General features: G+C 73.3%; 21 protein-coding genes. 15 read left to right on the top strand and 6 right to left on the bottom strand.

The features are described from left to right. Nucleotides 1-74: 74 nt before the first annotated feature. Nucleotides 75-785, bottom strand: coding sequence for an esterase/lipase family protein (locus QRN49_RS14220; protein WP_284756465.1), 711 nt, complete (start codon nt 783-785; stop codon nt 75-77). A 71-nt stretch (nt 786-856) separates the two neighbouring features. After that, a complete protein-coding gene (locus tag QRN49_RS14215; protein ID WP_194624012.1) occupies nt 857-1,630 on the bottom strand; it encodes an alpha/beta fold hydrolase in 774 nt (257 codons plus the stop codon). An 82-nt stretch (nt 1,631-1,712) separates the two neighbouring features. Between QRN49_RS14215 and QRN49_RS14210 the strand changes: the two genes are divergently transcribed. The 5 genes from QRN49_RS14210 (at nt 1,713) to QRN49_RS14190 (ending at nt 7,145) form a co-directional block, all read left to right on the top strand. Next, nucleotides 1,713-2,204 carry a hypothetical protein gene (locus QRN49_RS14210; RefSeq protein ID WP_284756464.1) on the top strand — a complete coding sequence of 164 codons (492 nt, stop codon included), beginning with the start codon at nt 1,713-1,715 and terminating at the stop codon, nt 2,202-2,204. Between the two features lie 21 nt (nt 2,205-2,225). After that, complete coding sequence (locus QRN49_RS14205; protein WP_259476846.1) at nt 2,226-2,774, top strand: dihydrofolate reductase family protein; 549 nt, start codon at nt 2,226-2,228, stop codon at nt 2,772-2,774. Between the two features lie 103 nt (nt 2,775-2,877). After that, nucleotides 2,878-4,176, top strand: coding sequence for an NAD(P)/FAD-dependent oxidoreductase (locus QRN49_RS14200; protein ID WP_071406544.1), 1,299 nt, complete (start codon nt 2,878-2,880; stop codon nt 4,174-4,176). Between the two features lie 442 nt (nt 4,177-4,618). Further along, nucleotides 4,619-5,866 (top strand): acyltransferase family protein, encoded by a 1,248-nt coding sequence (locus QRN49_RS14195; RefSeq protein WP_284756463.1) that lies wholly within the window; start codon nt 4,619-4,621, stop codon nt 5,864-5,866. Nucleotides 5,867-5,951: 85 nt separating this feature from the next. Beyond that, nucleotides 5,952-7,145, top strand: coding sequence for an FAD-dependent oxidoreductase (locus QRN49_RS14190; RefSeq protein ID WP_284756462.1), 1,194 nt, complete (start codon nt 5,952-5,954; stop codon nt 7,143-7,145). Between the two features lie 72 nt (nt 7,146-7,217). Here the strand turns inward: QRN49_RS14190 and QRN49_RS14185 are convergent, their stop codons facing one another. The 3 genes from QRN49_RS14185 to QRN49_RS14175 form a co-directional block, all read right to left on the bottom strand. After that, nucleotides 7,218-8,087, bottom strand: a complete 870-nt coding sequence (locus QRN49_RS14185; protein ID WP_284756461.1) for a UbiA family prenyltransferase — start codon at nt 8,085-8,087, stop codon at nt 7,218-7,220. Nucleotides 8,088-8,129: 42 nt separating this feature from the next. After that, nucleotides 8,130-9,716 (bottom strand): long-chain-fatty-acid--CoA ligase, encoded by a 1,587-nt coding sequence (locus tag QRN49_RS14180; protein WP_284756532.1) that lies wholly within the window; start codon nt 9,714-9,716, stop codon nt 8,130-8,132. Between the two features lie 144 nt (nt 9,717-9,860). Then, nucleotides 9,861-10,766 (bottom strand): DMT family transporter, encoded by a 906-nt coding sequence (locus QRN49_RS14175; RefSeq protein ID WP_284756460.1) that lies wholly within the window; start codon nt 10,764-10,766, stop codon nt 9,861-9,863. A gap of 71 nt (nt 10,767-10,837) precedes the next feature. Here QRN49_RS14175 and QRN49_RS14170 point away from each other — a divergent pair, with 71 nt between their 5' ends. The 9 genes from QRN49_RS14170 (at nt 10,838) to QRN49_RS14130 (ending at nt 20,452) form a co-directional block, all read left to right on the top strand. Continuing rightward, nucleotides 10,838-11,686 (top strand): LysR family transcriptional regulator, encoded by an 849-nt coding sequence (locus QRN49_RS14170; protein WP_111224193.1) that lies wholly within the window; start codon nt 10,838-10,840, stop codon nt 11,684-11,686. An 85-nt stretch (nt 11,687-11,771) separates the two neighbouring features. After that, nucleotides 11,772-12,986, top strand: a complete 1,215-nt coding sequence (locus tag QRN49_RS14165) for a sensor histidine kinase (protein ID WP_284756459.1) — start codon at nt 11,772-11,774, stop codon at nt 12,984-12,986. Then, complete coding sequence (locus QRN49_RS14160; protein WP_284756458.1) at nt 12,974-13,708, top strand: response regulator; 735 nt, start codon at nt 12,974-12,976, stop codon at nt 13,706-13,708. The genes QRN49_RS14165 and QRN49_RS14160 overlap by 13 nt, the downstream gene beginning before the upstream one ends. 125 nt (nt 13,709-13,833) lie before the next feature. Continuing rightward, complete coding sequence (locus QRN49_RS14155) at nt 13,834-14,646, top strand: fructosamine kinase family protein (RefSeq protein WP_284756457.1); 813 nt, start codon at nt 13,834-13,836, stop codon at nt 14,644-14,646. 204 nt (nt 14,647-14,850) lie between these two features. Then, nucleotides 14,851-17,022 carry an ArnT family glycosyltransferase gene (locus tag QRN49_RS14150; protein ID WP_284756456.1) on the top strand — a complete coding sequence of 724 codons (2,172 nt, stop codon included), beginning with the start codon at nt 14,851-14,853 and terminating at the stop codon, nt 17,020-17,022. A gap of 35 nt (nt 17,023-17,057) precedes the next feature. Then, nucleotides 17,058-17,780 (top strand): response regulator transcription factor, encoded by a 723-nt coding sequence (locus QRN49_RS14145; RefSeq protein ID WP_111024431.1) that lies wholly within the window; start codon nt 17,058-17,060, stop codon nt 17,778-17,780. Beyond that, the gene (locus tag QRN49_RS14140; RefSeq protein ID WP_284756455.1) at nt 17,777-19,351 is read left to right on the top strand and encodes a sensor histidine kinase; all 1,575 of its coding nucleotides are present in this window, start codon (nt 17,777-17,779) and stop codon (nt 19,349-19,351) included. The genes QRN49_RS14145 and QRN49_RS14140 overlap by 4 nt, the downstream gene beginning before the upstream one ends. Nucleotides 19,352-19,451: 100 nt before the next feature. Then, nucleotides 19,452-19,721 (top strand): hypothetical protein, encoded by a 270-nt coding sequence (locus QRN49_RS14135; protein ID WP_071406090.1) that lies wholly within the window; start codon nt 19,452-19,454, stop codon nt 19,719-19,721. Nucleotides 19,722-19,945: 224 nt separating this feature from the next. Next, nucleotides 19,946-20,452, top strand: coding sequence for a hypothetical protein (locus QRN49_RS14130; protein ID WP_245165815.1), 507 nt, complete (start codon nt 19,946-19,948; stop codon nt 20,450-20,452). 39 nt (nt 20,453-20,491) lie between these two features. On the opposite strand, the gene QRN49_RS14125 is transcribed toward QRN49_RS14130, so the two are convergent. Then, the gene (locus tag QRN49_RS14125) at nt 20,492-21,310 is read right to left on the bottom strand and encodes a helix-turn-helix transcriptional regulator (RefSeq protein ID WP_111030744.1); all 819 of its coding nucleotides are present in this window, start codon (nt 21,308-21,310) and stop codon (nt 20,492-20,494) included. A 122-nt stretch (nt 21,311-21,432) separates the two neighbouring features. Between QRN49_RS14125 and QRN49_RS14120 the strand changes: the two genes are divergently transcribed. Then, nucleotides 21,433-22,719: a bifunctional glycosyltransferase family 2/GtrA family protein gene (locus QRN49_RS14120; RefSeq protein WP_284756454.1), complete on the top strand. Its 1,287-nt coding sequence runs from the start codon at nt 21,433-21,435 to the stop codon at nt 22,717-22,719. Nucleotides 22,720-22,916 lie beyond the last annotated feature (197 nt).

Below are 22,916 nucleotides of genomic sequence, written 5' to 3'. Positions count from 1 at the left end.
CGCTGCCGCTGCGGCCGCCGCGCCGTTTCGCGCTGACCGACACCTCACGCGGCCGCGCGCCCACGAAGTGTCGCTCAGCGCGAAAGACCGCCAGCGCCGCCGCCGGAGCCGGAGCCGCCCCCGCCCTCGCCCGGGTCCGCCGCCGCCAGCACCGCCGACCGCGTCCGCGCATCGCCGAGGATCCGGAAGTGCCCGCCCACCGGCAGCCGCACGTTCGTCGCCCCCTGGAGCTCGCTGCCCTCGGGGATGAGCGTGTCGAACACCCCGTACACCGAGGTGATCCGCGCGTTCGCGTCGAGTTCCCGCGCCAGCCCCGCCAGCACCGGGTCGGCCGCCCGGAACGCCCGCAGGTGCGGCACCGGCGCGAGCCGCGCGTAGACCGACCCCGCGAAGGGCGTCGAGACCGCGACCATCCGGTCGATCCGCTCGTGCTGGTCGAGCTGCGTCATCGCGTACTTGCCGATCAGCCCGCCCTTGCTGTGCGCGAGCACGAGCACGTTCCGCAGGTCCTGTTCCTCCAGGGTCGCGATCACCTCGCGCGCCGAGTCCGGCACGGGCCGCAGGTTGTGCCGCAGGACGGGCAGCACGTGCACCGGGTGTCCCCGGTCGTGGAGCGCGTCCATCAGCGGCCGCATGAAGTGCCAGGTCTCGTAGACGCCGGGGACCACGACGACGGGCTGCCCGGCGCCGGTCCGGTAGTCGTCCGCGGTGGTCGGGCCGAAGCTGCGCACCTGCCAGCGTGCCGCGTACCCCCAGTCGAGTGCGGCCCACCACGCGCGTCGCACCAGCGGGACACGGCCTGGAGGCCCGGATCGCGCCGTCCGCGCCGCCTCCGTCCCCGACGTGGCCGGCCGGGTCATCGCAGCCCCTCCAGGCGCTCGGCGCTGCGGAACGTCTCGAGGAGGCGTGCGAAGGCGTCCGGCTGCCGTTCCTGCACGTGGTGCGGGCCGGCCAGTTCCACGAAGGTGCCGTTCGGCGCAGCGGCCGCGACCCGAGCCGACCAGTCGTGCCGCGCGATCGGGTCCTGGGTGCCGCGGACGACGAGGACGGGCTGCGGCACCTCGGTGATCGTCTGCTCGGTCGGGTAGCGGAGCATCGGCCCGAGCTCACGCGTGTACTGCCGCATGCTCCGCAGGTAGTCGGTGACCAGGACGCCGTTCATCCGGACCCCCTCGACGAACCCGTCGCGGCCCAGGTCGAGTGCCTGCAGCGGGAGCGACCGCCGTTCCGCGTTGATCACCGGACCGACGAGCACGATCGCCGCGACGGTCTCCGGGTGGCGTCGGGCGGACTCGACCACGACCTGGGCGCCCATCGACTGCCCGACGAGCACCAGGTCGCCGTCGACCAGGTGGCGGACCGCCCGCACGACCACGTCGCCGAGCTCCTCGATGGGCAGCCGCCGACCGGCCGCGGGCAGCCAGCCGAACCCCGGCAGGTCGACGCTGATCGTGCGGTGCTCGGCGGCGACGGCGCGCTGCGACCGGGCGAAGGACCGGTGGGACATCCCGATGCCGTGGACGAACACGACGGTGGGGTCGGTGTCGTCGCGGACGGGCTCTCGCGCCGCCATGGTGTGCAGGCGCACGGGCAACCCGTCGATCCGGACGGTCTCCACAGCAGCGCGCACGAGCCGAGGCTACGCGGCGGTTCGCAGCACCGGGTCAGCCTCGTCATCGGCTGCGCACAGCCGGGCCGTGTGCACTCCTGGCATGAGCGACACCACTCCCACCAACGGCCACGAACCGGACGGCTCCGACCCGGCGAACCGGGCAACGGCTCCGACCGGCTGGGGCGCCGCCCCGACCCCGACGTCGACCTCCACGCTCGACGCCCCCGCGCCGCAACAACAGCAGCAGCAGCCGTACCGCGCGGACGCCGGCGCCAGGAACCCGGGCGCCTGGGACTCCACCGCCCCGAACGGCGCCACCCCCTGGTACGGAGCCGCAGCCGGCGCCGCGAGCCCGACCAACCGCCGCAGCACCGGCCCGAAGCCCCCGTGGTTCTGGCCGCTCCTCGCCGCGATCGTCGGGCTCGCCGCACTGCTCGTCGGCGGAGGCGTCGGGTTCGCCATCGGCCACGCGATCGGTGCGGACCGGACGCAGTCGACGACGCAGGTGCCCGGCACGAACCGGTTCCCGGGCAACGGCACCGGCCAGGCCCCCGGGTACGGCTCCGGCAGCACCGACGGCACCGGGAGCTGACGGGCGCGTACGATCCGTCCCATGCGGAAGACCACTGCCGGTCTGTTCACGTCGGTCGACGGCGTCGTACAGGACCCCTACGAGTTCCAGTACGACAGCTTCGACGACGAGCTCGGCGCCGGGATGGGTGCCTTCATGGCCCGGACCGACACGGTGCTGCTCGGCCGGAACAGCTACATCGAGTGGTCCGAGTGGTGGCCCGCCCACCCGGACGACCCCTTCGGTCAGTGGATCAACCCGATCGAGAAGCACGTGGCCTCCACCACGCTCGGCGACGACCTGACCTGGCAGAACAGCACGCGGATCCCGGGCGACGTCCCCGCGTTCGTGCGCGACCTGCAGCAGCGCGAGGGGGCCGACATCGCCGTGTGCGGCAGTGTCACGCTCGTCCGCAGCCTGCTGTTCGCCGGGGTCCTCGACGAACTGCAGCTCATGATCCACCCGGCGATCGCCGGCCGTGGCCGGCGACTGTTCGAACCGACCGACCCGCCCACGCGCCTGCGTCTGGTCGACAGCACCGTGACGAGCAAGGGGAACGTGCTGAACACCTACGGGCGGTTCGACGCCTGACGGACGCACCGCGGGCCTCCCGGCCTCTGCCCGTCATGCGCCCCGGCAAACCGCGCGTACCCTCGTGGGTGACCATCCGCACCCGAGGAACACCGGAGCAAGCATGACCCAGGACACCCGCCCGCACGTCGTCATCGTCGGCGGTGGATTCGCCGGTGTGGCCGCCATGCGGGAGCTCGCCGATGCGCCGGTCCGGGTGACCCTGGTCGACCGTCACGTCTACAACATGTTCCAGCCCCTGATGTACCAGGTGGCGACGGGCGGCCTGAACGCCGGCGACGTGACGTACTTCCTGCGCTCGCTCCGGGCCCGCCAGTCGAACGCCGAGTTCCGTCACGGCCTGCTCACCGGCATCCGCACCGACGAGCGCATCGCCGAGATGTCCGACGGCGAGCACCTGCACTACGACTACCTGATCCTCGCCAACGGCGTGAACACGAGCTACTTCGGCACCCCCGGTGCGTACGAGTACGCGTACTCGATGTACTCCCGCTCGCAGGCACTCCGCATCCGCGACGAGCTGTTCACCCGGCTCGAAGAAGCGGCGGCGAACCAGGGCCCCGACGAGATCCGCATCGTGATCGTCGGTGGCGGTGCGACCGGCGTCGAGATGGCCGGCGCGCTCGCCGAGCTCCGCGACCAGGCGCTCGTCGGCGCCTACCCGGAGATCGAACGCGGCAACATCTCGATCACCCTCGTGCACCGCAGCGGCGAGCTGCTCAAGCCGTTCGCCCCGCGCCTGCGCCGGTACGCCGCCAAGGTGCTGCGCAAGCGCGGTGTCGTGCTGCGGCTGAACACCGGCGTCTCCGAGGTCAAGCGCGACGGCGTGATGACCGCGGACGGCGAGTTCATCCCCGCGTCGCAGGTGATCTGGGCGACCGGTGTCGCCGCCCACAAGGAGGTCTCCGGCTGGGGCCTGCCGCAGACCCACGGTGGCCGCATCCAGGTGAACGACGACCTGAGCGTGAAGGGCGCCGAGCGGATCTTCTCCGCCGGCGACATCGCCGCGCAGGACGACGCCCTCGCCCAGCTCGCCCAGCCCGCGCTCCAGGGCGGACGGCACTCGGCGCGGCAGATCGTGCGCCTGCTCGAGGGCAAGGCCACCGAGCGCTTCAAGTACTTCGACAAGGGCACCATGGCGACGATCGGCACGAACGCCGCGGTCGCCCAGCTGCGCGGCGGGATCACGATGGTCGGCCCGGTCGCCTGGCTGGCCTGGGTGTTCGTGCACATCACGAGCCTGCTCGGTGCCGGCAACCGGATGTCGACCCTGACCCACTTCTTCGTCCGCTACGTGTGGTTCATGCGGAAGCGATCGATCCCGATCGTCGGCGACGTCCGCCCGGTGCGCCCGAACGGCGACCGCGAGCCGGACCCCTGGCAGCTGCAGAAGGCCGAGTAGCCGCGCGCGGTCGCTCGCACGCTCGCTTCGTGAGCAGGAACGGTCGGGTCCGTACGTCGGACCCGACCGTTCCTGCTCACGGTGTGTGTGCGGTGGACGCGGGGCGCGACGGCCTGGAGGCGCGGTGCGGGCGGGCCACGGGCCTCCCGGCCGGCGCGTGGTGCGCGGGGCTGGCGCCGACGAGTGGTGCGGACTCCGGGACCGCGGGGCAGGCCGACGCGGAACGACCATGTCGCTGTCGTACGACAGCGACATGGTCGCCGCGCGCGCCGCGCGACAGTGCGCGCGTGCAACGTACGACGTCGTCGCTGTCGTGCGACGTCGACGCTGTCGTTCGGCGTCGGCCCGGACGAGCCTGGTGCACCCCGCTCGTTGAGACTCCTCTTACCCGCGAGGAGGACCCTGGTCGGCGACACGCAACCGAGCAGCGCGGGGAGGGACCATGGCGACGACCACGCTGACCCACGCGCCGACGCAGGCGCAGCCACAGCACCGCACGGCCACCCCGGCGCACTCCGAGGCCGGGTCACCGCAGGCTCCGCCGCCCCCGCTGACGCACCGCGCACCCGCGCTCGACGGACTCCGGACCCTCGCCATCCTGGTCGTCGTCCTGTACCACCTGCACGTGCCGCAGTTCGAGGGCGGCTTCATCGGCGTGACGGTGTTCTTCGTGCTGTCCGGCTTCCTCATCACGACGCTGCTGCTCGGCGAACGGCGTCGGACCGGGCGGGTGCGCCTCGGCTCGTTCTGGGTGAAGCGGCTGCTCCGTCTGTACCCGGCACTGCTCGCGTTCGTCGTCGTCGGGCTGCTGCTCTGGAACTGGGTCGGTGACTACAAGGGCGCTTCGCTGCAGTCCGGCGAAGCGGCGTTCATCGCGCTGACCTACACGGGCAACCTGTTCCGCGCCTTCTGGGACACCTCGCAGGGCGTGTTCGCGCACACGTGGAGCCTGTCGATGGAGGAGCAGTTCTACCTGGTGTGGCCGCCGGTGCTGGTCCTGCTCGCCGCACTCCGGGTCCGCCGCCGCTGGCTGTTGACGGGGCTCGGCGTCCTGGTCGTCGGGGCTTCGGCGGCGTCGTGGGCGAGCTACCGCAGCCCGAGCGGCGGTGCCACGCCCGACGTCTACTTCTCGCCCGTGCTCGGGGTCGTGCCGCTCGCGATCGGCTGCGGGCTGGCCCTGCTGCTCGACGACGAACGGGTGCGCGTGCGGGCCGCCGGGGTCCTCGGACACGTGGCGACCTGGCTGGGTCTCGTCCTGCTGGTCGGGGTGCTGCTCTGGATCGACGATGACTGGACGCAGCACGCGTCGACGTTCGGCATCGTGCTCCCGCTGACCGGGCTGATCGCGGCGGTGACGATCGGCGGGCTGGTCTCGGTCCGCTCCCCCGTGTCCGCCGCCCTGGCCTGGACGCCGGTGTCGTGGTTCGGCCGCCGGGTGTCGTACTCGGCGTACCTCTGGCACCCGCTGGTGATCGCGCTGCTCGGGACCTTCGCGATCGGCCCCTGGGGCACGGTCGGCCTGGTCGGCGCGGTGGCGATCGTGTCGATCGGCGCCGCCTACGCCGTCGAGGTGCCCGTCGAGCGGTTCCGCGCACGGGTCCGTGCGGGTCGCAGGGCCGCAGCGCACGCCGCGCCCGCGCCCGCGCCCGCGACCGCGACCGCGCCCGCGCCCGCGCAGCGCATCGAGTGAGCAGAACACGTCGAGTACAGCCCGCTGACCCGACGTCTTCTGCTCACTGAACGCCGCGACGAACGTTCACCGTAGGCTCAGCGGCGTGCCCATCGAACGCGTCGACGTCCTCGTCGTCGGCGGCGGCCCCGTCGGGCTGTTCGTGGCGGCACTCCTGGCGGCGCGGGGCGTCGACGTCCGGGTGTGGGAACGCCGGGACGAGCCCCCGACCGGTTCGCGGGCCATCGGCATCCACCCGCCCTCCCTCGACGCGTTCGCCGTGATCGGCCTGGACACCGCGGTGCTCGCCGAGGCGTCACTGGTGCACGCCGGCGTGGCCCGGAGCCGCGGTCGGACCCTCGGCACCCTGCGCTTCGACCGCGCGTCGCCGACCCACCCGTACGTGGCCACCCTCGACCAGCACCGCACCGAGTCCCTGCTCCGCGACCAGCTCCGGGCCAGCGCACCGAGCGCTCTGCGGACCGGGACCACCGTGACCGCACTGTCCCGGCACTCCGACCACGTCGACGCCACCGGGACCGGACCGGACGGCGACACCGTGACGGTCCGTGCGGCCTTCGTCGTCGGTGCCGACGGTGCCCGGAGCGCCGTCCGCGACCTGCTCGGCATCGGCACGACCGGGCGCGAGTACCCGGACCGCTACGTGATGGGTGACTTCGCCGATCCCGAGGCGCCGTCGGCCCGGTCCGCCGCGCTGGTCGACGTCGGCCCGGACGGCGTCGTCGAGTCCTTCCCGCTGCCGGGTGCGCGTCGCCGGTACGTCGCCCTGGTGCCGGACGACGACGCGTTCGCCTCGGCTGAGGGCAGCTGGACGGGCACGCCGGACCCCACGGTCGTCGCACGCCTGGCCGCACTCGTCGCCGAGCGCACCGGTGTCGTCCCCGACCCCGCGACCTGCTCGATGACCAGCGGCTTCCGGGTGCGCCGCCGCACCGCCGACCGCGTGGGCGTCGGCCGAGCCGTGCTCGTCGGTGACGCCGCCCACGAGATCAGCCCGATCGGCGGGCAGGGCATGAACCTGGGGTGGCTCGACGCCGCCGAACTCGCGCCGTTGCTCGCCGGAGCGGTCCGCACCGGCACGGCAGGGCCGTGGCCGGGCTACGCCGCCCGCCGACAGGCAGCCGCTCGACGCGCGGCTCGGCAGGCCGAGGCGAACATGGCTCTGGGACGTCCGCTCGGCCCCGTCACGGCGACCGGCCGGGAGGCGCTGCTCCGGACCGCCCTGTCGCTGCCGACCGCGCACGGCCTGGCCCGGCTCTACGCGATGCGCTGGGCCTGACGACTCGCGTCCGGCGCACGGCGCAGTCGCGCAGTCCCGCAGACGCGCAGACGCGCAGCGTGTTCCGCGTCGTCAGGCGACGAGTCGCGCGCCCGCGAAGCCGAGCTCGACGACGAGCACGAGCGACGACGCGATGACCAGCCGGAACAGGGTACGTGATGCCCGCCCCGCGAGCACCAACCGGACGCCGACGACGGCGAGCACCGCCACCACGACGGCACCGAGGACCGCGAGCACGACCCCGACCCCTTGCACCGGGTCGTCGCCGAGCAGCTGTCCGCCGAGCACCAGCGCTGCAGCGACGACGAGCGAGGCGAACGCGACGATCCCCGCGCCCCGGAGCCCGAGCCGGTGCGGGAAGCCCCGCACCCCGGTGGCGGCGTCGTCGACCAGGTCGGGCAGCACGTTGGTGCAGTGGATCGCGATCCCGAAGACACCGCCCGTGGCGATCGCCCACCACGTCGGCCACTGCCCCTCGGGCCCGGCCGCGACGGACACGACGGGCAACAGCCCGAAGGCGACGACGAACGGCGCCACCGACCACACCGAACGCTTCAGCCCGGCGTCGTAGGCCCACCCGGCGGCGACGAGCACGAGGTGCGCGACCGCGGCGACCGGCCCCAGGAACACCGAGAGCACAACGGCGGCCCCGGCGGTGGCGTACGCGGCGGCACGGACGGTACCGACGGCGATGAGGCCGCGGGCCACGGGCTTGTCGCTCCGCCCGACGGCCCGGTCGCGGTCCGCGTCGATCCAGTCGTTCGCCAGCCCGATGGACAGCTGCCCGGCGACGACCGTCAGCGCCACCAGCACCACGAGCCACACGGGGTGCCCCACGGCGGCGGCGATCACCGCGGCGAGGACGGTCACGGTGACCGTCGGTCCGGGGTGCGACGACGCGAACAGCAGACGCGCGGTCGACGGGGTGCGGCTGGCGGTCACCCGGTCAGCGTACGGATCGCCCCTGCGCGGTCGTGGGGCGGATCACGGAACCGCCGTCACCTCGACGCTGAACCGGTCGACGAGCTCACGCTTGAGCACCTTGCCGCTCGGACCGAGCGGCAGCGCCTCGAGGACGTGCACCACCCGCGGGTACTTGTACGCGGCGATCTCGGCCGCGACGAAGTCGACCAGGACCTTCGGCTCGACGGTCGCGCCGGCGTGCAGGACCACCGCGGCCTCGACCTCCTGCCCGTGCACGGCGTGCGGCACGCCGAACACCGCGGCCATCGCGACGTCGGGGTGGGTGGCGAGCACTTCCTCGACCTGCCGCGGGTACACGTTGTAGCCGTTGCGGATGATCATGTCCTTCGTGCGGTCGACGATCGTCAGGTACCCGTCGTCGTCCTTCGTGCCCAGGTCACCGGTGCGGAACCACCCGTCGACGATCGCCTCGGCGGTGTCCTCGGGGCGGTCGAGGTACCCGTTCATCAGGTTGTGGCCCCGGATCACGAGCTCGCCGATCTCGCCGTGCGGCAGCATGACGATCGCGTCGCGGACCTCGGGGTCGGCGATCTCGACGTCGATGCCCCACACCGCCGTGCCGATGGTGCCGGGCCGCGGCGGCTGCCCGACGTGGTTGAAGGTGGCGACCGGCGAGGTCTCGGTCAGCCCGTACCCCTCGTGGATCGGCGCGTCGAAGACCTGCTGGAACCGCTCGAGCACCGCCAGCGGGAGCGAGGCCCCGCCGGAGATCGCGTACCGGAGCGTCGGACGGGCGTCGGACCGGGTCGCGGCGTCGAGCAGCGCCATGTACATCGTCGGGACGCCCATGAAGATGCCGCAGCCGTGCTCGACCATCGCGGCGAGTGCCGTGTCACCGTCGAACTTCGGCAGCATGACGAGCGTCGCGCCGGTCCGGAACCCGGTGTTCATCGTGCAGGTCTGCCCGAACGTGTGGAACAGCGGCAGGGCGCCGAGCAGGACGTCCCCGCGGTGCATGTCGAACGTCGTCATCAGGTTGGTGTTGACCTGTTCGAGCAGCGCGAAGTGCGAGCCCTCGGCACCCTTGGGCTGGCCGGTGGTGCCACTCGTGTACAGGATCGTGGCGGTGTCGAACGGGTGCCGCGGCACGTAGGTGTCGAGCGGTTCGCTCTGCGCGGCCAGGGCCTCGAGCCGGTCGGGGCCGGCCGCGGACCCGTCGTCGGTCGTCGCCGGTGCGAGCACGGTCACGACGTCGACCCCGGCGAGCTCGGCTCCGGCGGCGCCCTCGCCGAGCAGCGGGGCAGCACAGACGAGCAGCGTCGCGCCGCTGTCGCGCAGGACGTACTCGATCTCGCGGCGCTTCAGCAGCGCGTGCACGGGCACGGCGACCGCGCCGAGGGCCAGCGTGGCGTAGTAGACGCGGGGGAAGTCCGCGACGTTCGGCACGAGCATCGCCACCTTCGACCCCTCGGTCACGCCCCGCGCGCGGAGCGCCCCGGCGTAGGCCAGTGTCTGCGCCCACAGCTCGGCGTAGGTGGTGCGGACGTCGCCCACGATGACGGCGACGTCGTCCGGGTACCGTGCCGCCGACTCGGCGAGGATCGCTGCGACCGACGCGGTCGCGCGGGTGGTGTGGGTGTCGTGCATGCCGGTCTCCGTCTTCGTCGACGACCTCGTCGTCGTCACCGCCGATCCTACGGCTCGACCCGGCGGACCGGTCCGACAGGCGCGGCCCGGTCAGACAGGCGCGGCCCGGCGGCCCGGTCAGACAGGCGCGGCCCGGCGCCCCGGTCAGACCGCGGACGCCGCAGGTTCCCGCCGACGGACGAGCACCCCGGACGCCAGGGCGATCCCGAGCAGGACGACGAGTCCGCCGACGGGCTCGTTCCACCGCACCCGCTCCCCCAGCACGAGCACCCCGAGCGCCACCCCGACCACCGGCGTCAGGTACGTGACGGTGGAGGCGCGACCAGCGCCCCACGCCTGCACGAGCCGGGTGTTCCAGGCGTAGGCCAGCCCCGTGCCGACGCAACCGAGCGCGACCATCGCGGCCACGATCCTCCCGTCCAGTTGCACCGGACCGGTCGCGATGACGGGCGCGACCAGCAGGAGCATCGCGGAGGCCAGCGTCAGCTGGACCGTCGCCAGCGTGACCGGGTCGTACGCACTCGCCACGGCGACCCGGCGCAGGTAGGCGAGCCCGATGCCGTAGGACGCGGTCATGCCGAGCAGCGCGACCTGCCCCGGCACGCTCGCCAGGACCGCCGGGTCGGTCAGGACGTCCCACGGGCCGACCAGCACGAGCACCCCGACGATGCCGAGCACGATCCCGAGCACCTGCCGTCCGCGCAGCCGCTCGGACGGCACGAGCACCGCGAGCGCGGCCAGCGTCATGATCGGCGTCGTCGCGTTGTAGATGCTCGCGAGCCCGGACGGCACCGTCTGCTCGGCCCACGCCATCAGCGACGACGGCACCGCGTTGAGGAACACCGCGACGACCGCCAGGTGCGCCCAGGTCCGCGGCTCCCGGGGCCACCGGCGGCGGGTGGCCAGGAGCACCACGACCAGCGTGACCCCACCGAGCACGGTCCGCACGGTGGCGACCTGCTGCGGGGCGAGACCGTCGAGTCCGATCTTCGCGAAGAGGAAGCTCGATCCCCAGGTCAGTGCGACGAGGGCGTAGAGGAGGGCGTTCACGTGGCCTAGTGTCGGACCACCGGGCGACATGCGGCAAACGCATGTTGCTCATGCCGCCATGAGGAGGACGCATGACCGTCTCGGTCCAGCAACTGCGCGCGTTCGTCGCCACGCTCGACGCCGGGTCCTTCACCGCGGCGGCCGCCGCGCTGGGCGTCGGCCAGTCCGCGGTGTCCCACGCCGTCGCCGGGCTCGAACGCGAGGTCGGCGGCCCCGTAGTGCGCCGCGGCACGGTCGCCGCCGCCACGCCACTGGGCGACCGTCTGCTGGCCCACGCCCGCAGCGTGCTCGCCTCGGTCGAAGCCCTGGAGGCGGTGGTCCGGCCCGCCACGGCGCGCGGCACCGTGCGCCTCGCCGCCGTCCCCACCGTCTGCCAGGGCCTGCTGCCGCGGCTCCGGGAGCTGTGGGCCGTGACCCTGCCGGACGTCGACGTGCAGGTCTACGAGGGGGACGACGACGAGATGCCGGAGTGGCTCGAGGCCGGCACCGTCGACGCCGCCGTGCTCGTCGACCCGTCACCGGTGCCCGAGGGTGGCGTGGTCGTGGCGCGGGACGAGATGGCCGCCGTGATCCGTCGCGACCACCCCCTCGCCGAGCTGCCCGCACTCACCCTCGACGACCTGCACGAGGACGGCCTGGTGGCGGGCGGCGGCGGCTGCGAGTACCAGATCCAGAAGCTGCACGAGCTCGACGGCCGGCCGTTCCGGTACGCCCACCGGGTGCGGGAGATGAGCACGATGTTCGGGATGATCCAGCGGGGCGAGGGCGTGTCGATCGTGCCGACCCTGGGCCGCGGGATGCTGCCGCCGGACCTGGTGATGATCCCGATGGCCCGGCGGCTCGAACGGACCCTGGTGCTGAGCGGGCCGTCGTCCCGTGCGTGGCACCCGTTGGCGCGGGCCCTGGTGGACGCGGTCTGAGACGGACGGTCCCCCGGTCAGGCAGCTCCGGCACCTCCGACCTTCGGCGGATCCGCTCGTCCCGGCGGCTCCCTAGGCTCGGGGCATGACCTCGACCGCGCTCCCCGCCGTGCCGCTCGGGCAGCGTGTGTGGTCCCAGACCTGGCGTGTCGCCGTCGCCGCCCTGACCGGGCTGCTCACCGCTGGGCTCGTGTGGCCGTCGATGGACACCCGCGGCTGGAGCGACCTGCACGTCGGCGCGCTGCTCCTCGGCGACGTGGGTGCCGGTCTGGCCGCCCTCGTCCTCCTGCCGTTCCGGCACCGGGCACCGCTGCTGATCACGGTCGTCATCGCTGCGCTCAGCTCGGTGTCGACCCTGGCGGTCGGGGCGGCCGCGATCGCCACGGTGTCGCTCGCCACCCGGCGCCGGGCCGTCGAGCTCGCCGTCGCCGGTGCGGTGCTGCTCGGTGCAACGGTGCTCTACGACGTCGTCCTGGCGCCCCCGGCCGACGACATGCCGCTCTGGCAGATCCTGGTCGCGGGCATCGTCGCCATCGCCCTGCTCGTGGTCATCGGCATCGCGATCGGGCAGCGCCGGGCGCTCCTGCTCTCGCTGCGTGAGCGGGCCGCCCTGCTCGAACGCGACCAGCAGCTGCGCGAGGACCGTGCCCGCGAGCAGGAGCGCGCCCACATCGCCCGCGAGATGCACGACGTCCTGGGCCACCGGCTGTCCCTGGTCGCGCTGCACGCCGGTGCGCTCGAGTACCGCGGCCCGGGGCTCACCCCCGACGAGACCGCCGCCGCGGCCGGGGTCGTGCGGGCCGAGGCGCACTCCGCGTTGACCGACCTGCGCGACGTCCTCGGGGTGTTGCGCGACCCCGCGGCGACCGGCGGCGACGAGGTCACCGGCACCGCGCCTCCGCAGCCGACGCTCGTCGACCTGCCCGCCCTGCTCGACCAGGCGCGTGCCGGCGGCGCGACCGTCCGGGCGCGCGTCGACGCCGACGGCGCGGCGGTGCCGACGGCAGTCGGCCGGCACGCCTACCGGATCGTGCAGGAGTCGCTGACGAACGCCCGTCGGCACGCCCCCGGACAACCCGTCGACGTGGTGGTCGAGACCGTCCCCGGTCCCGGGGTCCGGGTGGTGGTGTCGAACACGCTGACCGACGGACCTGCGCCGGCGGACGCGTCCGGGAAGACCGCCGGGCACGGCCTGCGCGGGCTCGCCGAGCGCGCCCGGCTCGTCGGCGGGAGCTTCCGTGCCGGCAGCGACGACGGACGCGTGCACGTGGTCGAGGCGGTGCTGCCGTGGACGCCGTGACCGCTCCCGTCCGCGTCGTCCTGGTCGACGACGACCAGCTCGTGCGGGTCGGGCTCCGCATGCTGCTCAGCGGCGACGACGGCCTGGTGGTCGTGGGCGAGGCGGGCGACGGGCTCGAGGCCGAGGCCGTCATCGCGTCGACCGCGCCCGACGTCGTGCTCATGGACATCCGGATGCCCCGGTGCGACGGACTCGTCGCCACCGAACGCGAACTGCGCCGACGACCCGACCTGGCCGTCCTGGTGCTGACGACCTTCGAGGGCGACGACCTCGTGCTCGGGGCACTGCAGGCCGGCGCCCGTGGGTTCCTGCTCAAGGACACCCCACCGCACGAACTCGTGCAGGCCGTGCGGACCGTGGCGGCCGGGCGCTCGATCCTGTCCCCGTCCGTGCTCGACCGGGTGATCGCGTTCGCGGCCGGACCTCGCCCGGGCCAGGCGGCCGGTGGTCCGGGCGGCGGACCGGCCGGGTCATCGGCCGGTGCCGCTGCGGACGACACCGAGGCGCGCCGGCTGCTCGCCCTGCTGACCGAGCGGGAGCGGGAGGTCGCACTCGCCGTGGCGAACGGGGCGTCCAACGCGCAGATCGCCGCCGACCTGTACGTGGGACTGGCCACCGTGAAGACGCACGTCGGGCACGTGTACGAGAAGTTCGGCGTCGAGAACCGGGTGCAGCTGGCGCTCGTGGTGCACGCGGCCCGGCGGGGAGAGCCGAGCGCGTGACCGGGTGACCGAGGCGCCGGGGCACCGGGTCGTCGGGTCGCCGGGCCGCCGGGTCGCCGGGTCGCCGGGTCGCCGGGTGGTCGTCGGCTGAACGGTCGACGGTGCCCCCTCGGCAGGATGGACCGATGGCCGAGACGCACGTGAAGACGTTCACCACCGCGGACGAAGCGGCAGCCGAAGCCGCCGGGCTCGCCTGGCTCGCCGAGGCCGAGGACACCGGAGGCACCCGCATCGCCCGCGTGCTCGGGCGTCCGGGCCCGACCGTGCTCGACCTCGAGCTGATCTCCGACGGCTCGCCCACCGCCGCCCAGGCGGAGCGGTTCGGCCGGTCCCTCGCGCACACGCACGCCGCCGGTGCCGACCACTGGGGTGCGCCGCCCTCCGGGTGGACCCGCGGTGCGGCGCTGCGGATGGGCCGCTCGCGCACGCCGTTCGTCGCGGCCGAGCAGGCACCGGCGACCTGGGGCGAGTTCTTCGCCGAGTACCGCATCCGCGACTTCGTCCGCCGCATCGTCGACGCCGGCGGGTTCGACCACGCCGAGGCCGCGGTGTTCGAACGGGTCGCCTCGCGCGTGCAGGACGGCACGCTCGGGTCGCCGCAGCCCGCGCTCGTCGGGGACCGACCCGCTCGCCTGCACGGTGACCTGTGGGCCGGCAACGTCCTCTGGCCGACGGACTCGTCCGAACCGACCGGCGCCGTGCTCATCGACCCGATCGCCCACGGCGGGCACGCGGAGACCGACCTGGCACTGCTCGGGCTGTTCGGGCTGCCCCGGCTCGAGACGGTGCTCGCCGCCTACGACCGGGAGTCACGGCTGGCCGACGGCTGGCAGGAGCGCGTCGAGCTCCACCAGCTCGCGCCGCTGCTGCTGCACGTGTTCCTGTTCGGCGGCTCGTACGCCGGGGCCGCACTCCGGGCAGCGCAGCGGTACGCCTGACCCCTCGCACCGTGCGAGGGGCGCCGCACGAACGGTGCGAGGTTCCACACTCCGTGCGACCCCGCGTGCCTCGCACCGAGTGCGGAACCTCGCACCACAGCAGACCGCCCTCTCGCACCGTGCGAGGGGGCGCACCGTGCGTCCTTAGCGCGCACATAGCCGGCACAGTGCGGCAGTCGGGGAACGCCCTGGATGCTCATCGACATGACCACGTACCCGATACCCGTGACCGACCGACGCGACCCCGCGCGCAGTGCCGCGCGGGATCGGCGCCGCCCGCCCCTCGCCCGCCTGTTCCTCGGCGAGCGCGAGGACGCGCGCTGGCTCCGGCCGGCGTTCTGGGCGCTCCTGGCCGTGACCGCCGTGGTGTACCTGTGGGACCTCAGCGTCTCCGGGTACGCCAACAGCTTCTACGCCGCCGCCGTACAGGCCGGCACGAAGTCGTGGGAGGCGTTCTTCTTCGGCTCCCTCGACTCGTCGAACTTCATCACGGTCGACAAACCGCCGGCCTCGCTGTGGGTGATGGTGCTGTCGGCCCGGCTGTTCGGGTTCTCGAGCTTCAGCCTGCTGCTCCCCCAGGCGCTGATGGCCGTCGGTTCCGTCGCCCTGGTCTGGGGCACGGTCCGCCGCACCCTGGCCCGACTCGGCGCCACCACCGCGAACGTCGGCGCCCTGCTCGCGGGCTTCGTCGTCGCAGCGACCCCGGCGGCGGCGCTGATGTTCCGGTTCGACAACCCGGACGCCCTGCTCGTCCTGCTGATGACCGCCGGGGCGTACTGCACGGTGCGGGCGCTGCCGAAGGGCAGCTGGAAGTGGATCGCGCTCGCCGGGGTCGCCCTCGGGTTCGCGTTCCTGACGAAGATGCTGCAGGGCCTCCTCGTCCTGCCCGCCTTCGGCCTCGTCTACCTGTTCGCCGCCCGCACCGGCTGGGGCCGGCAGGTGATCGGCCTGCTCGTCGCGGCCGGCTCCCTCGTGGTGGCCGCCGGCTGGTGGGTCGTCGCCGTGTGGCTCTGGCCGGCCGAGTCCCGCCCGTACATCGGCGGTTCGACGAACAACACCGTCCTCGACCTGGTGTTCGGCTACAACGGCCTCGGCCGGATCTTCGGCGGCTCGGGCAACGGCGGCGGAGGCGGCGGCATGACCGGCGGCACCGCCGGCGGCTCGTTCGGCGGCTCGACCGGCCTGAACCGCCTGTTCTCGTCCGAGATGGGGCTCGAGATCTCGTGGCTCCTGCCCGCGGCGCTCATCGCCCTGGTCGTCGGGCTGGTCGTCGTCGGCCGTCGGCACCTGGCCGATCCCGCACGCGCCGGGCTGGTCCTGTGGGGTGGCTGGCTCCTGGTCACCGGCCTCGTGTTCTCGTACATGTCCGGCACGATCCACCCGTACTACACGGTCGCCCTCGCCCCGGCGATCGCCGGACTCGTCGGCACCGGCGGCGCCCTGCTCTGGCACGCACGAGCCCGCTTCGTCGGCCGCCTCGGCCTCGCTGCGATGATCGGTGTCACCGCGTTCTGGGGCTGGTGCCTGCTCAACGAGAACCCGACCTGGCTGCCGTGGCTGCGCTGGGTGATGCTCGCCGGTGGGCTGCTGTCCGCGGCACTGATCGTCATCGGCAGCCTGCCGTCGCTGCGCCGGCTCGTCACGGTCGGCGTCCTCGCCGGCACCCTGTTCGGCCTGTCCGGCACCACCGCCTACGCCCTCGCCACGACGACCGTCGCGCACTCCGGTTCGATCCCGAGCGTCGGTCCGGCGGGCAGCAGCTCCGGTGGGATGGGCGGCGGCACCGGTGGCTTCCCGGGAGGCACGGGCGGACCGGGTGGGTCGACCTCCGGCTCCGACGACGGCGGCTCCGACAGCACGTCCGACTCCCAGCAGGGTCCCGGCGGGACCCCGCCGGAAGGCGCGTCCGGCGAGGCGCCGGAGATGCCGGACGGCACGTCCGGCACGGCACCGGGCAGTGGGCAGGACGGCACGGACGACGCGACCTCCGAGGGCGGGTCGGGGACGGGCCTCCAGGCCGGGGGTGGTGGCGAGGGTGCGTCGACCTCGTCCGCCCTGCAGGAGCTGCTCGAGGCATCCGACGCGAAGTGGGCGGCCGCGGTCAACGGATCGCAGTCGGCCGCGCAGCTCGAACTCGACACCGACACCGCCGTGATGGCGATCGGCGGCTGGTCGAGCGACCCGGCACCGACGCTCGCGCAGTTCAAGGAGTACGTCGCCGACGGCGACATCGGGTACTACGTGTCGTCCGGCTCCGGTGGCGGCATGGGCGGCGGATCGTCGACCGCGTCGGCGATCCAGGAGTGGGTCGCAGCGAACTACGAGTCGACGACCGTCGGCGGCCAGACCGTCTACGACCTGAGCAGCACGGAGTGACCGGCGACGAGGGCGCGGTGGATAGGCTCCGGGACATGCCCGGCCCCCCGCTGCAGCGCACCGACGGCTCCCCCGTCCGCGCCCTCGTCGTCGACGACGAGCACGCCCTGGCCGAGGCCGTCGGCCTCGCGTTCGCGGGCGACGGCTGGGCCGTACGGTCCGTGCACCGCGGGCGCGACGTGCTGTTCGCGGCCCGGGAGTTCCAGCCCGACGTCATCGTGCTCGACGTGATGCTGCCGGACATCGACGGGTTCGAGGTCCTCGAACGACTCCGCGACGCCCGCGACGGCGTCCGGGTGCTGTTCCTCACCGCACGCGACGCTCCCGAGGACCGGCTCGCCGGGCTGACCGGCGGCGGCGACGACTACCTGACCAAGCCCTTCGGCATCGAGGAGCTGCTCGTCCGTGCCCGGATCCTGGCGCGCACCTCGACCAGGGTCGCCGCGGCCGGGGCGAGCGCCGAGGTCGTGGTCGGGGACCTCCGGCTCGACGAGGACGCCCGCTCGGTCAGCCGTGCCGGGGACCCCATCGAGCTCACGCCGACCGAGTACGAGCTGCTGCGGCACCTGGCCCGGAACGCCAACCGGGTGCTGTCCCGCGAGCAGCTGCTGGCGAGCGTCTGGGGCATGGACTTCGGCACGTCGTCGAACCTGGTGGACATGTACGTGTCGTACCTGCGGAAGAAGCTCGACGCCGGACGTGAGCCGATGCTGCAGACCGTCCGTGGGGCGGGGTACGTGCTCCGGCCGGCGACGTGAGCCGCCCCGGGCGCACCGGGCGTGTGCCGTCGTTGCGCTGGCGGATCGTGGCGGCCGTGGCCCTGCTGCTCGTGGCGACGAACGTCGTCGTGGGGGCGGTGACCGTCGTCGCCTTCCGGGGGTACCTGGTCGACCGGCTCGACGCGGAGCTGTCGACGGCGGCGATGCGGACCGTCGGCGGACGGGACGGGGCGGAACCGCCGCCGGGGGCTTCCGGGCCGCTGCCTGGGTCGTCGTCGTCGTCCTCGTCCTCGTCGGACGATCTGCCGGATCCCGACAACGCCTTCATCGGTGCGCCGGGGCAGTCTTCGGGCACGGTCATCGCCATCGTCCGCGACGGTGACGTGGTACTCGGCGGCTACACCGACGGGGACGGTGACCAGCGCCGCCTGACCGCGGCGCAGCAGCGGACGCTCGCGGCGGTCCAGACCGGCCGCGACCCCGTGACGATCGAACTCGGCACGCTCGGCGACTACCGGGTGCAGGCGGTCGGCGACGACGGCGACGTGTTCGTCACCGCGCTCCCCCTCGGAGACCTCGACGCCGCGATCGCCCGACTGCTGCTCGTCATCGGGGTCGTCACGGTGCTCGGGCTCGCCGTCGCCGCGTGGGCCCTCACCGTGCTCGTCCGTCGATCACTCCGTCCGCTCGAACGCGTCGCCGCGGTGGCGTCCGGCGTGACCGCGCTCGACCTGGAACGCGGCGACCCGGACATCCCCGTCCGCGTCTCCGACTCCGACCTGCGCGCCAACCGCGAGGTCGCGCAGGTCGGCGGCGCGCTGAACCGGCTGCTGGGCCACGTCGCCCGGGCACTCACCGTCCGTCGCGACGCCGAGGCCGGCATGCGGACGTTCGTCGCCGACGCCTCCCACGAACTGCGGACCCCTATCGCCACCGTCCGGGCGTACGCCGAGCTGTCGGAGCGGACCGCCGACCTCGACACCGTGCACCGCAACGTCGAACGGATCGGACGCGAGGCCGTCCGGATGGGCGACCTCGTCGACGAGCTGCTGCTGCTCGCACGGCTCGACGCCTCGGCCCTGGCGTCTGGGGCACCGACGTCGCAGGTCGTCCGCGAGCCGGTCGACCTGACGTCGCTCGTGGTCGAGGCCACCGTGGACGCCCGCGCGACGGCGCCGGACCACCGGTGGACGCTGCAGATCGTGGACGACCAGCCGGTGCTCGTGGCCGGTGACGAGGTGCAGCTCCGACGGGTGGTCACGAACCTGTTGACCAACGCCCGGACGCACACGGCGCCGGGGACTGCCGTCGTGGTGTCGTTGCAGTTGGTCGCCGCGCCTGCGCCTGCGTCTGCGTCTGCGTCTGACGGTGCCGTCGTCCGCTTCGTCGTGGCGAACGACGGGCCGCCGATCCCGGCCGAGTCCCTGCCGACCCTGTTCGACCGGTTCACCCGGGGTGAGGCCTCGCGCTCACGGGAGCACGGCACGAGCGGCCTCGGGCTCGCGATCGTGCGGGCCGTGGTCGTGGCGCACGGCGGCAGCGTGCGGGTCGCTTCGGAGCCCGGCCGGACCGCGTTCACCGTGGACCTGCCGGCCTCGGACGCTTCGTGAGCAGAAGACGTCGGGTGCCGCGACCGCACTCGACATCTCCTGCTCACCGAGTGCCGTCCCGGTCGCATACTGGTCGGAGAACGCCGGACGAGGAGGCCCCGTGACGAACGCGTACGACAAGCTCCCGGGCCGCCCCGACCCCGCCGACCTGGTGGTCGAGGTCCCGGCGTTCGAGGACGACCGCCCCCAGCCCGAACCCGCTCCGCCCGCCGCGGCGCCGGAGCTCGTGGCCGCGACCGAGTTCGCGCGCTCCTCGCACGCACCGCCCACAATCCGCCGGACGCAGATGCGGGCGGGCGCGTGGATCGCGGGCGTGCCGATCGCGGCGCTCGTGGTCGTCGCGATCGTGCAGATCCTGCTGCCCCGCTGAGCGAGAGCGCCGCTGGGCGGGCCGCTCGGACGTGTTCTCACGCGCTCAGCGACACCTCACGCACAGCCGACCGCGTGAGGTGTCGCTGAGCACGAAATCCGGGCGTCGTCCGGATCGTCAGACGATCGACCAACGTCGAGCCCCGTCGCGTGCATCCGCGTCGGAGCGCACGCAGGCTGGGTCTTGTCCGAGCAAGACGACCCGAACGGGTCACCACTGCAGAGATGGGAAACACGATCATGAACTCGTTCAAGCGCAAGTCCGTGAAGCTCCTCGCCGGCACCGCCCTCGGCGGCGCCGTCATCGCCGGGGCGTTCGTCGCAGCCCCCGCGCAGGCCGCCGAGCCCGCGCCGCCCAGCACCTCGTCGTCCGTCGGCGGCAGCGTCAACGTCAACCTCGACCCGGTCGCGATCGTCAACGCGATCAAGGACGCGGTCAACGACCAGAGCGACCGCGGCGGTGCCGTGCAGGCGGCGCTCGACGTCGGCTACTGGAACGCCGGCAACCCCGACCGCCTCACCGTCGCGGTGGTCAACAAGAACCAGGACATCACCGTCGAGGGCGACGTCGCGGACGCCCAGTCGATCGACATCAAGGGTGGCAACTACGTCATCTACTGGTTCAAGGGCCCCGGCAAGGTCACCAACAACGGTGACGGCGGCTGGCTGAACTGGGGTGTGTTCGGCAACATCGAGCGCATCGACAACGTGATCCACGTCAACGGCGGCTGACTCCTCCGTTCGTCGGCGACGCCCCCTGGGACCTCGGTCTCAGGGGGCGTCGCCGTCCGACCGCGCCGCTTCGATCGCCGACGGCCGGTTGCGTGCAGCCAGCATGAAGTCCCGCCGAGACCGGATCCAGCCCCGGACGAAGGCGACCGACACCAGCGCCGTCCGGTTCGGCGCGTTCCAGGACTTCATCAACCGGCCGAGGTGCCAGGCGACGGCCTGCCGGCTGTAGGCGGTCTCCTTGGCGATCGCGTCGTTCGACAGCCCACGGGCGGCGAGCGCCAGCATCCGCTCCTCGGTCTCGTCCAGTCCGGGCGCCGATGCCACCAGGTCGATGTCGTCGGTGCCGAGCGCTGTCGTCGCGTCCGCCGACGCCCCTCCCCGGTGCTGCGCCCAGGCTTCCGCCCAGCACGAGCCGAGTTCGTGTGCCACGAGTGATGCCCGGCTCATCGCGAGCATCGTCCGGCCGGCGTGGTCGATCGTCGTCGCGTGCTCGCGGGTGGCCGTGTGCATGACGAGGGCGAAGACACGGATCGCGGGCAGAGCGCCGCGGAGCACGACCGAGACGTCGACCTGCGGGTCGTCGGCGCTGGCGGCTGCGACCTCGCGGAGCCGCACCAGGCACTCCGGGTCGAGCGGCTCCCCACGCTCGACCGCGCGCAGTGCCGCGGGGAGCACGAGCGGGACGATCTGCTCGTACCGACGCCGGAGCCAGTCGTGCCCGTCGGGTCGGATGCCGTGCAACGGTGGCGCGAGCAGCAGCTCCGTGAACTCCGGGCACCGCTCGTCGAGCGCCAGCCCCAGCCGCTCCCCGGGGAGCAGCACGGCCGTCCGTCGTGCGTCGTCGCGCTCGGTCGTCATCGTGCGTCGACCGTATCCGGACAACAGGTGTCGTGTCCGCTGCGTTCACGTGGTGTTCGTTCTTACCCGGGCCACAGCGCCCTGCCTCGGCCCCCGTAGCCCCGCTGCCGAGCATGAGCGCCATGACGGAGACGAACCAGCCCCTCGACATCGACATCGTCGTCCCCTGCTACAACGAGCAGGACACGCTCGCCGCCCACGTGCGACGGTTCCACGCCTTCTGCCGGACGTCGTTGCACCACTCGTGGCGCATCACGATCGCGGACAACGCCTCGACCGACGACACCGCCCGGATCGCCGACGACCTCGCCGCGATGCTCCCCGGCGTGCACGCGGTGCACCTGCCCGAGAAGGGCCGGGGCCGCGCGCTCAAGGAGGTCTGGGCGGCATCGCCGGCGGCCGTGCTCGTCTACGTGGACGAGGACCTGTCCACCGACCTCGCCGCGCTCGAACCCCTCGTGGCACCCCTGCTGTCGGGGCACTCGGACCTGGCGATCGGCACCCGGCTCGCCGGTTCGTCGCGCGTGGTGCGCGGCAGCAAGCGGGAGTTCATCTCGCGCTCGTACAACCTGCTGCTCCGGACGGCGATGGGGGTGTCGTTCTCGGACGCGCAGTGCGGGTTCAAGGCGGTCACGAAGGCCGCCGCCGACCACCTGCTGCCGTTGTGCGAGGACGACGCCTGGTTCTTCGACACCGAACTGCTCGTGCTGGCCGAGCACGCGGGACTCCGCATCCACGAGGTCCCCGTCGACTGGGTCGACGACGTCAACTCCTCGGTGCACATCGCGTCGACCGCGACCGAGGACCTGAAGGGCATGTGGCGGGTGTCGAGGAACATCGCCACCGGGCGGGTGCCGATCAGCAGGGTCTACGCGGCGATCGGTCGGCAGCCGTTCACCCCACCGAGCGTGGGGTTCCTGGGGCAGGTCCTGCGGTTCGGGGCGATCGGGGTGCTCTCGACCCTGGCGTTCGCCGCCCTGTACGCCCTGTTCCGGCCGGCGATCGGCGCCCAGACCGCAGACTTCCTCGCGCTGCTGGTCACGGCGATCGGCAACACCGCACTGAACCGGCGGTTCACGTTCGGGGTGCGGGGCCGTGCGGGAGCGGGTCGGCACCACGTGCAGGGTCTGGTCGTGTTCGGCATCGCCTGGGCCATCACGTCGGGGTCGCTCGTGGTGCTGCACGCGTCGGTGCCGGGAGCCTCGCACGGTGCGGAGATCGCGGTGCTGACGGCCGCGAACCTGTTCGCGACGTGCGTGCGCTTCGTGCTCTTCAAGGCGTGGGTGTTCCGCACCGGCCGCCGTCACCCGGAGCTCGTCCGTGCCGGGACGACCCCCGCCGCCGACGCGAGCACGGTGGTCACGGAGCCGATCGCGGTGAGCGACCGAACCGGCGAGCGAGCAGCCTGACACCGTGCCGGGTCACCCACCCGGTGCGGGGTTGCACGGCGCCCGCGGCACGCCGCACCGTGCGGCGTCGGCCATCCCGTGCGAGGTTGCACGCTCCGTGCAGCGCTACGAACTCGCACCGAGCGTGCAACCTCGCACCAGCCGAACAGACCCGCACCGTGCGACACCGTCACACCCCACGCCACCCGTGTTGCACG

It is taken from the genome of Curtobacterium sp. ME-Dv--P-122a (assembly GCF_030209645.1).
GTDB lineage: Bacteria > Actinomycetota > Actinomycetes > Actinomycetales > Microbacteriaceae > Curtobacterium > Curtobacterium flaccumfaciens.
Note: the sequence above shows the minus strand (reverse complement) of the source record. Positions and strands in the feature narration are given on the sequence as shown.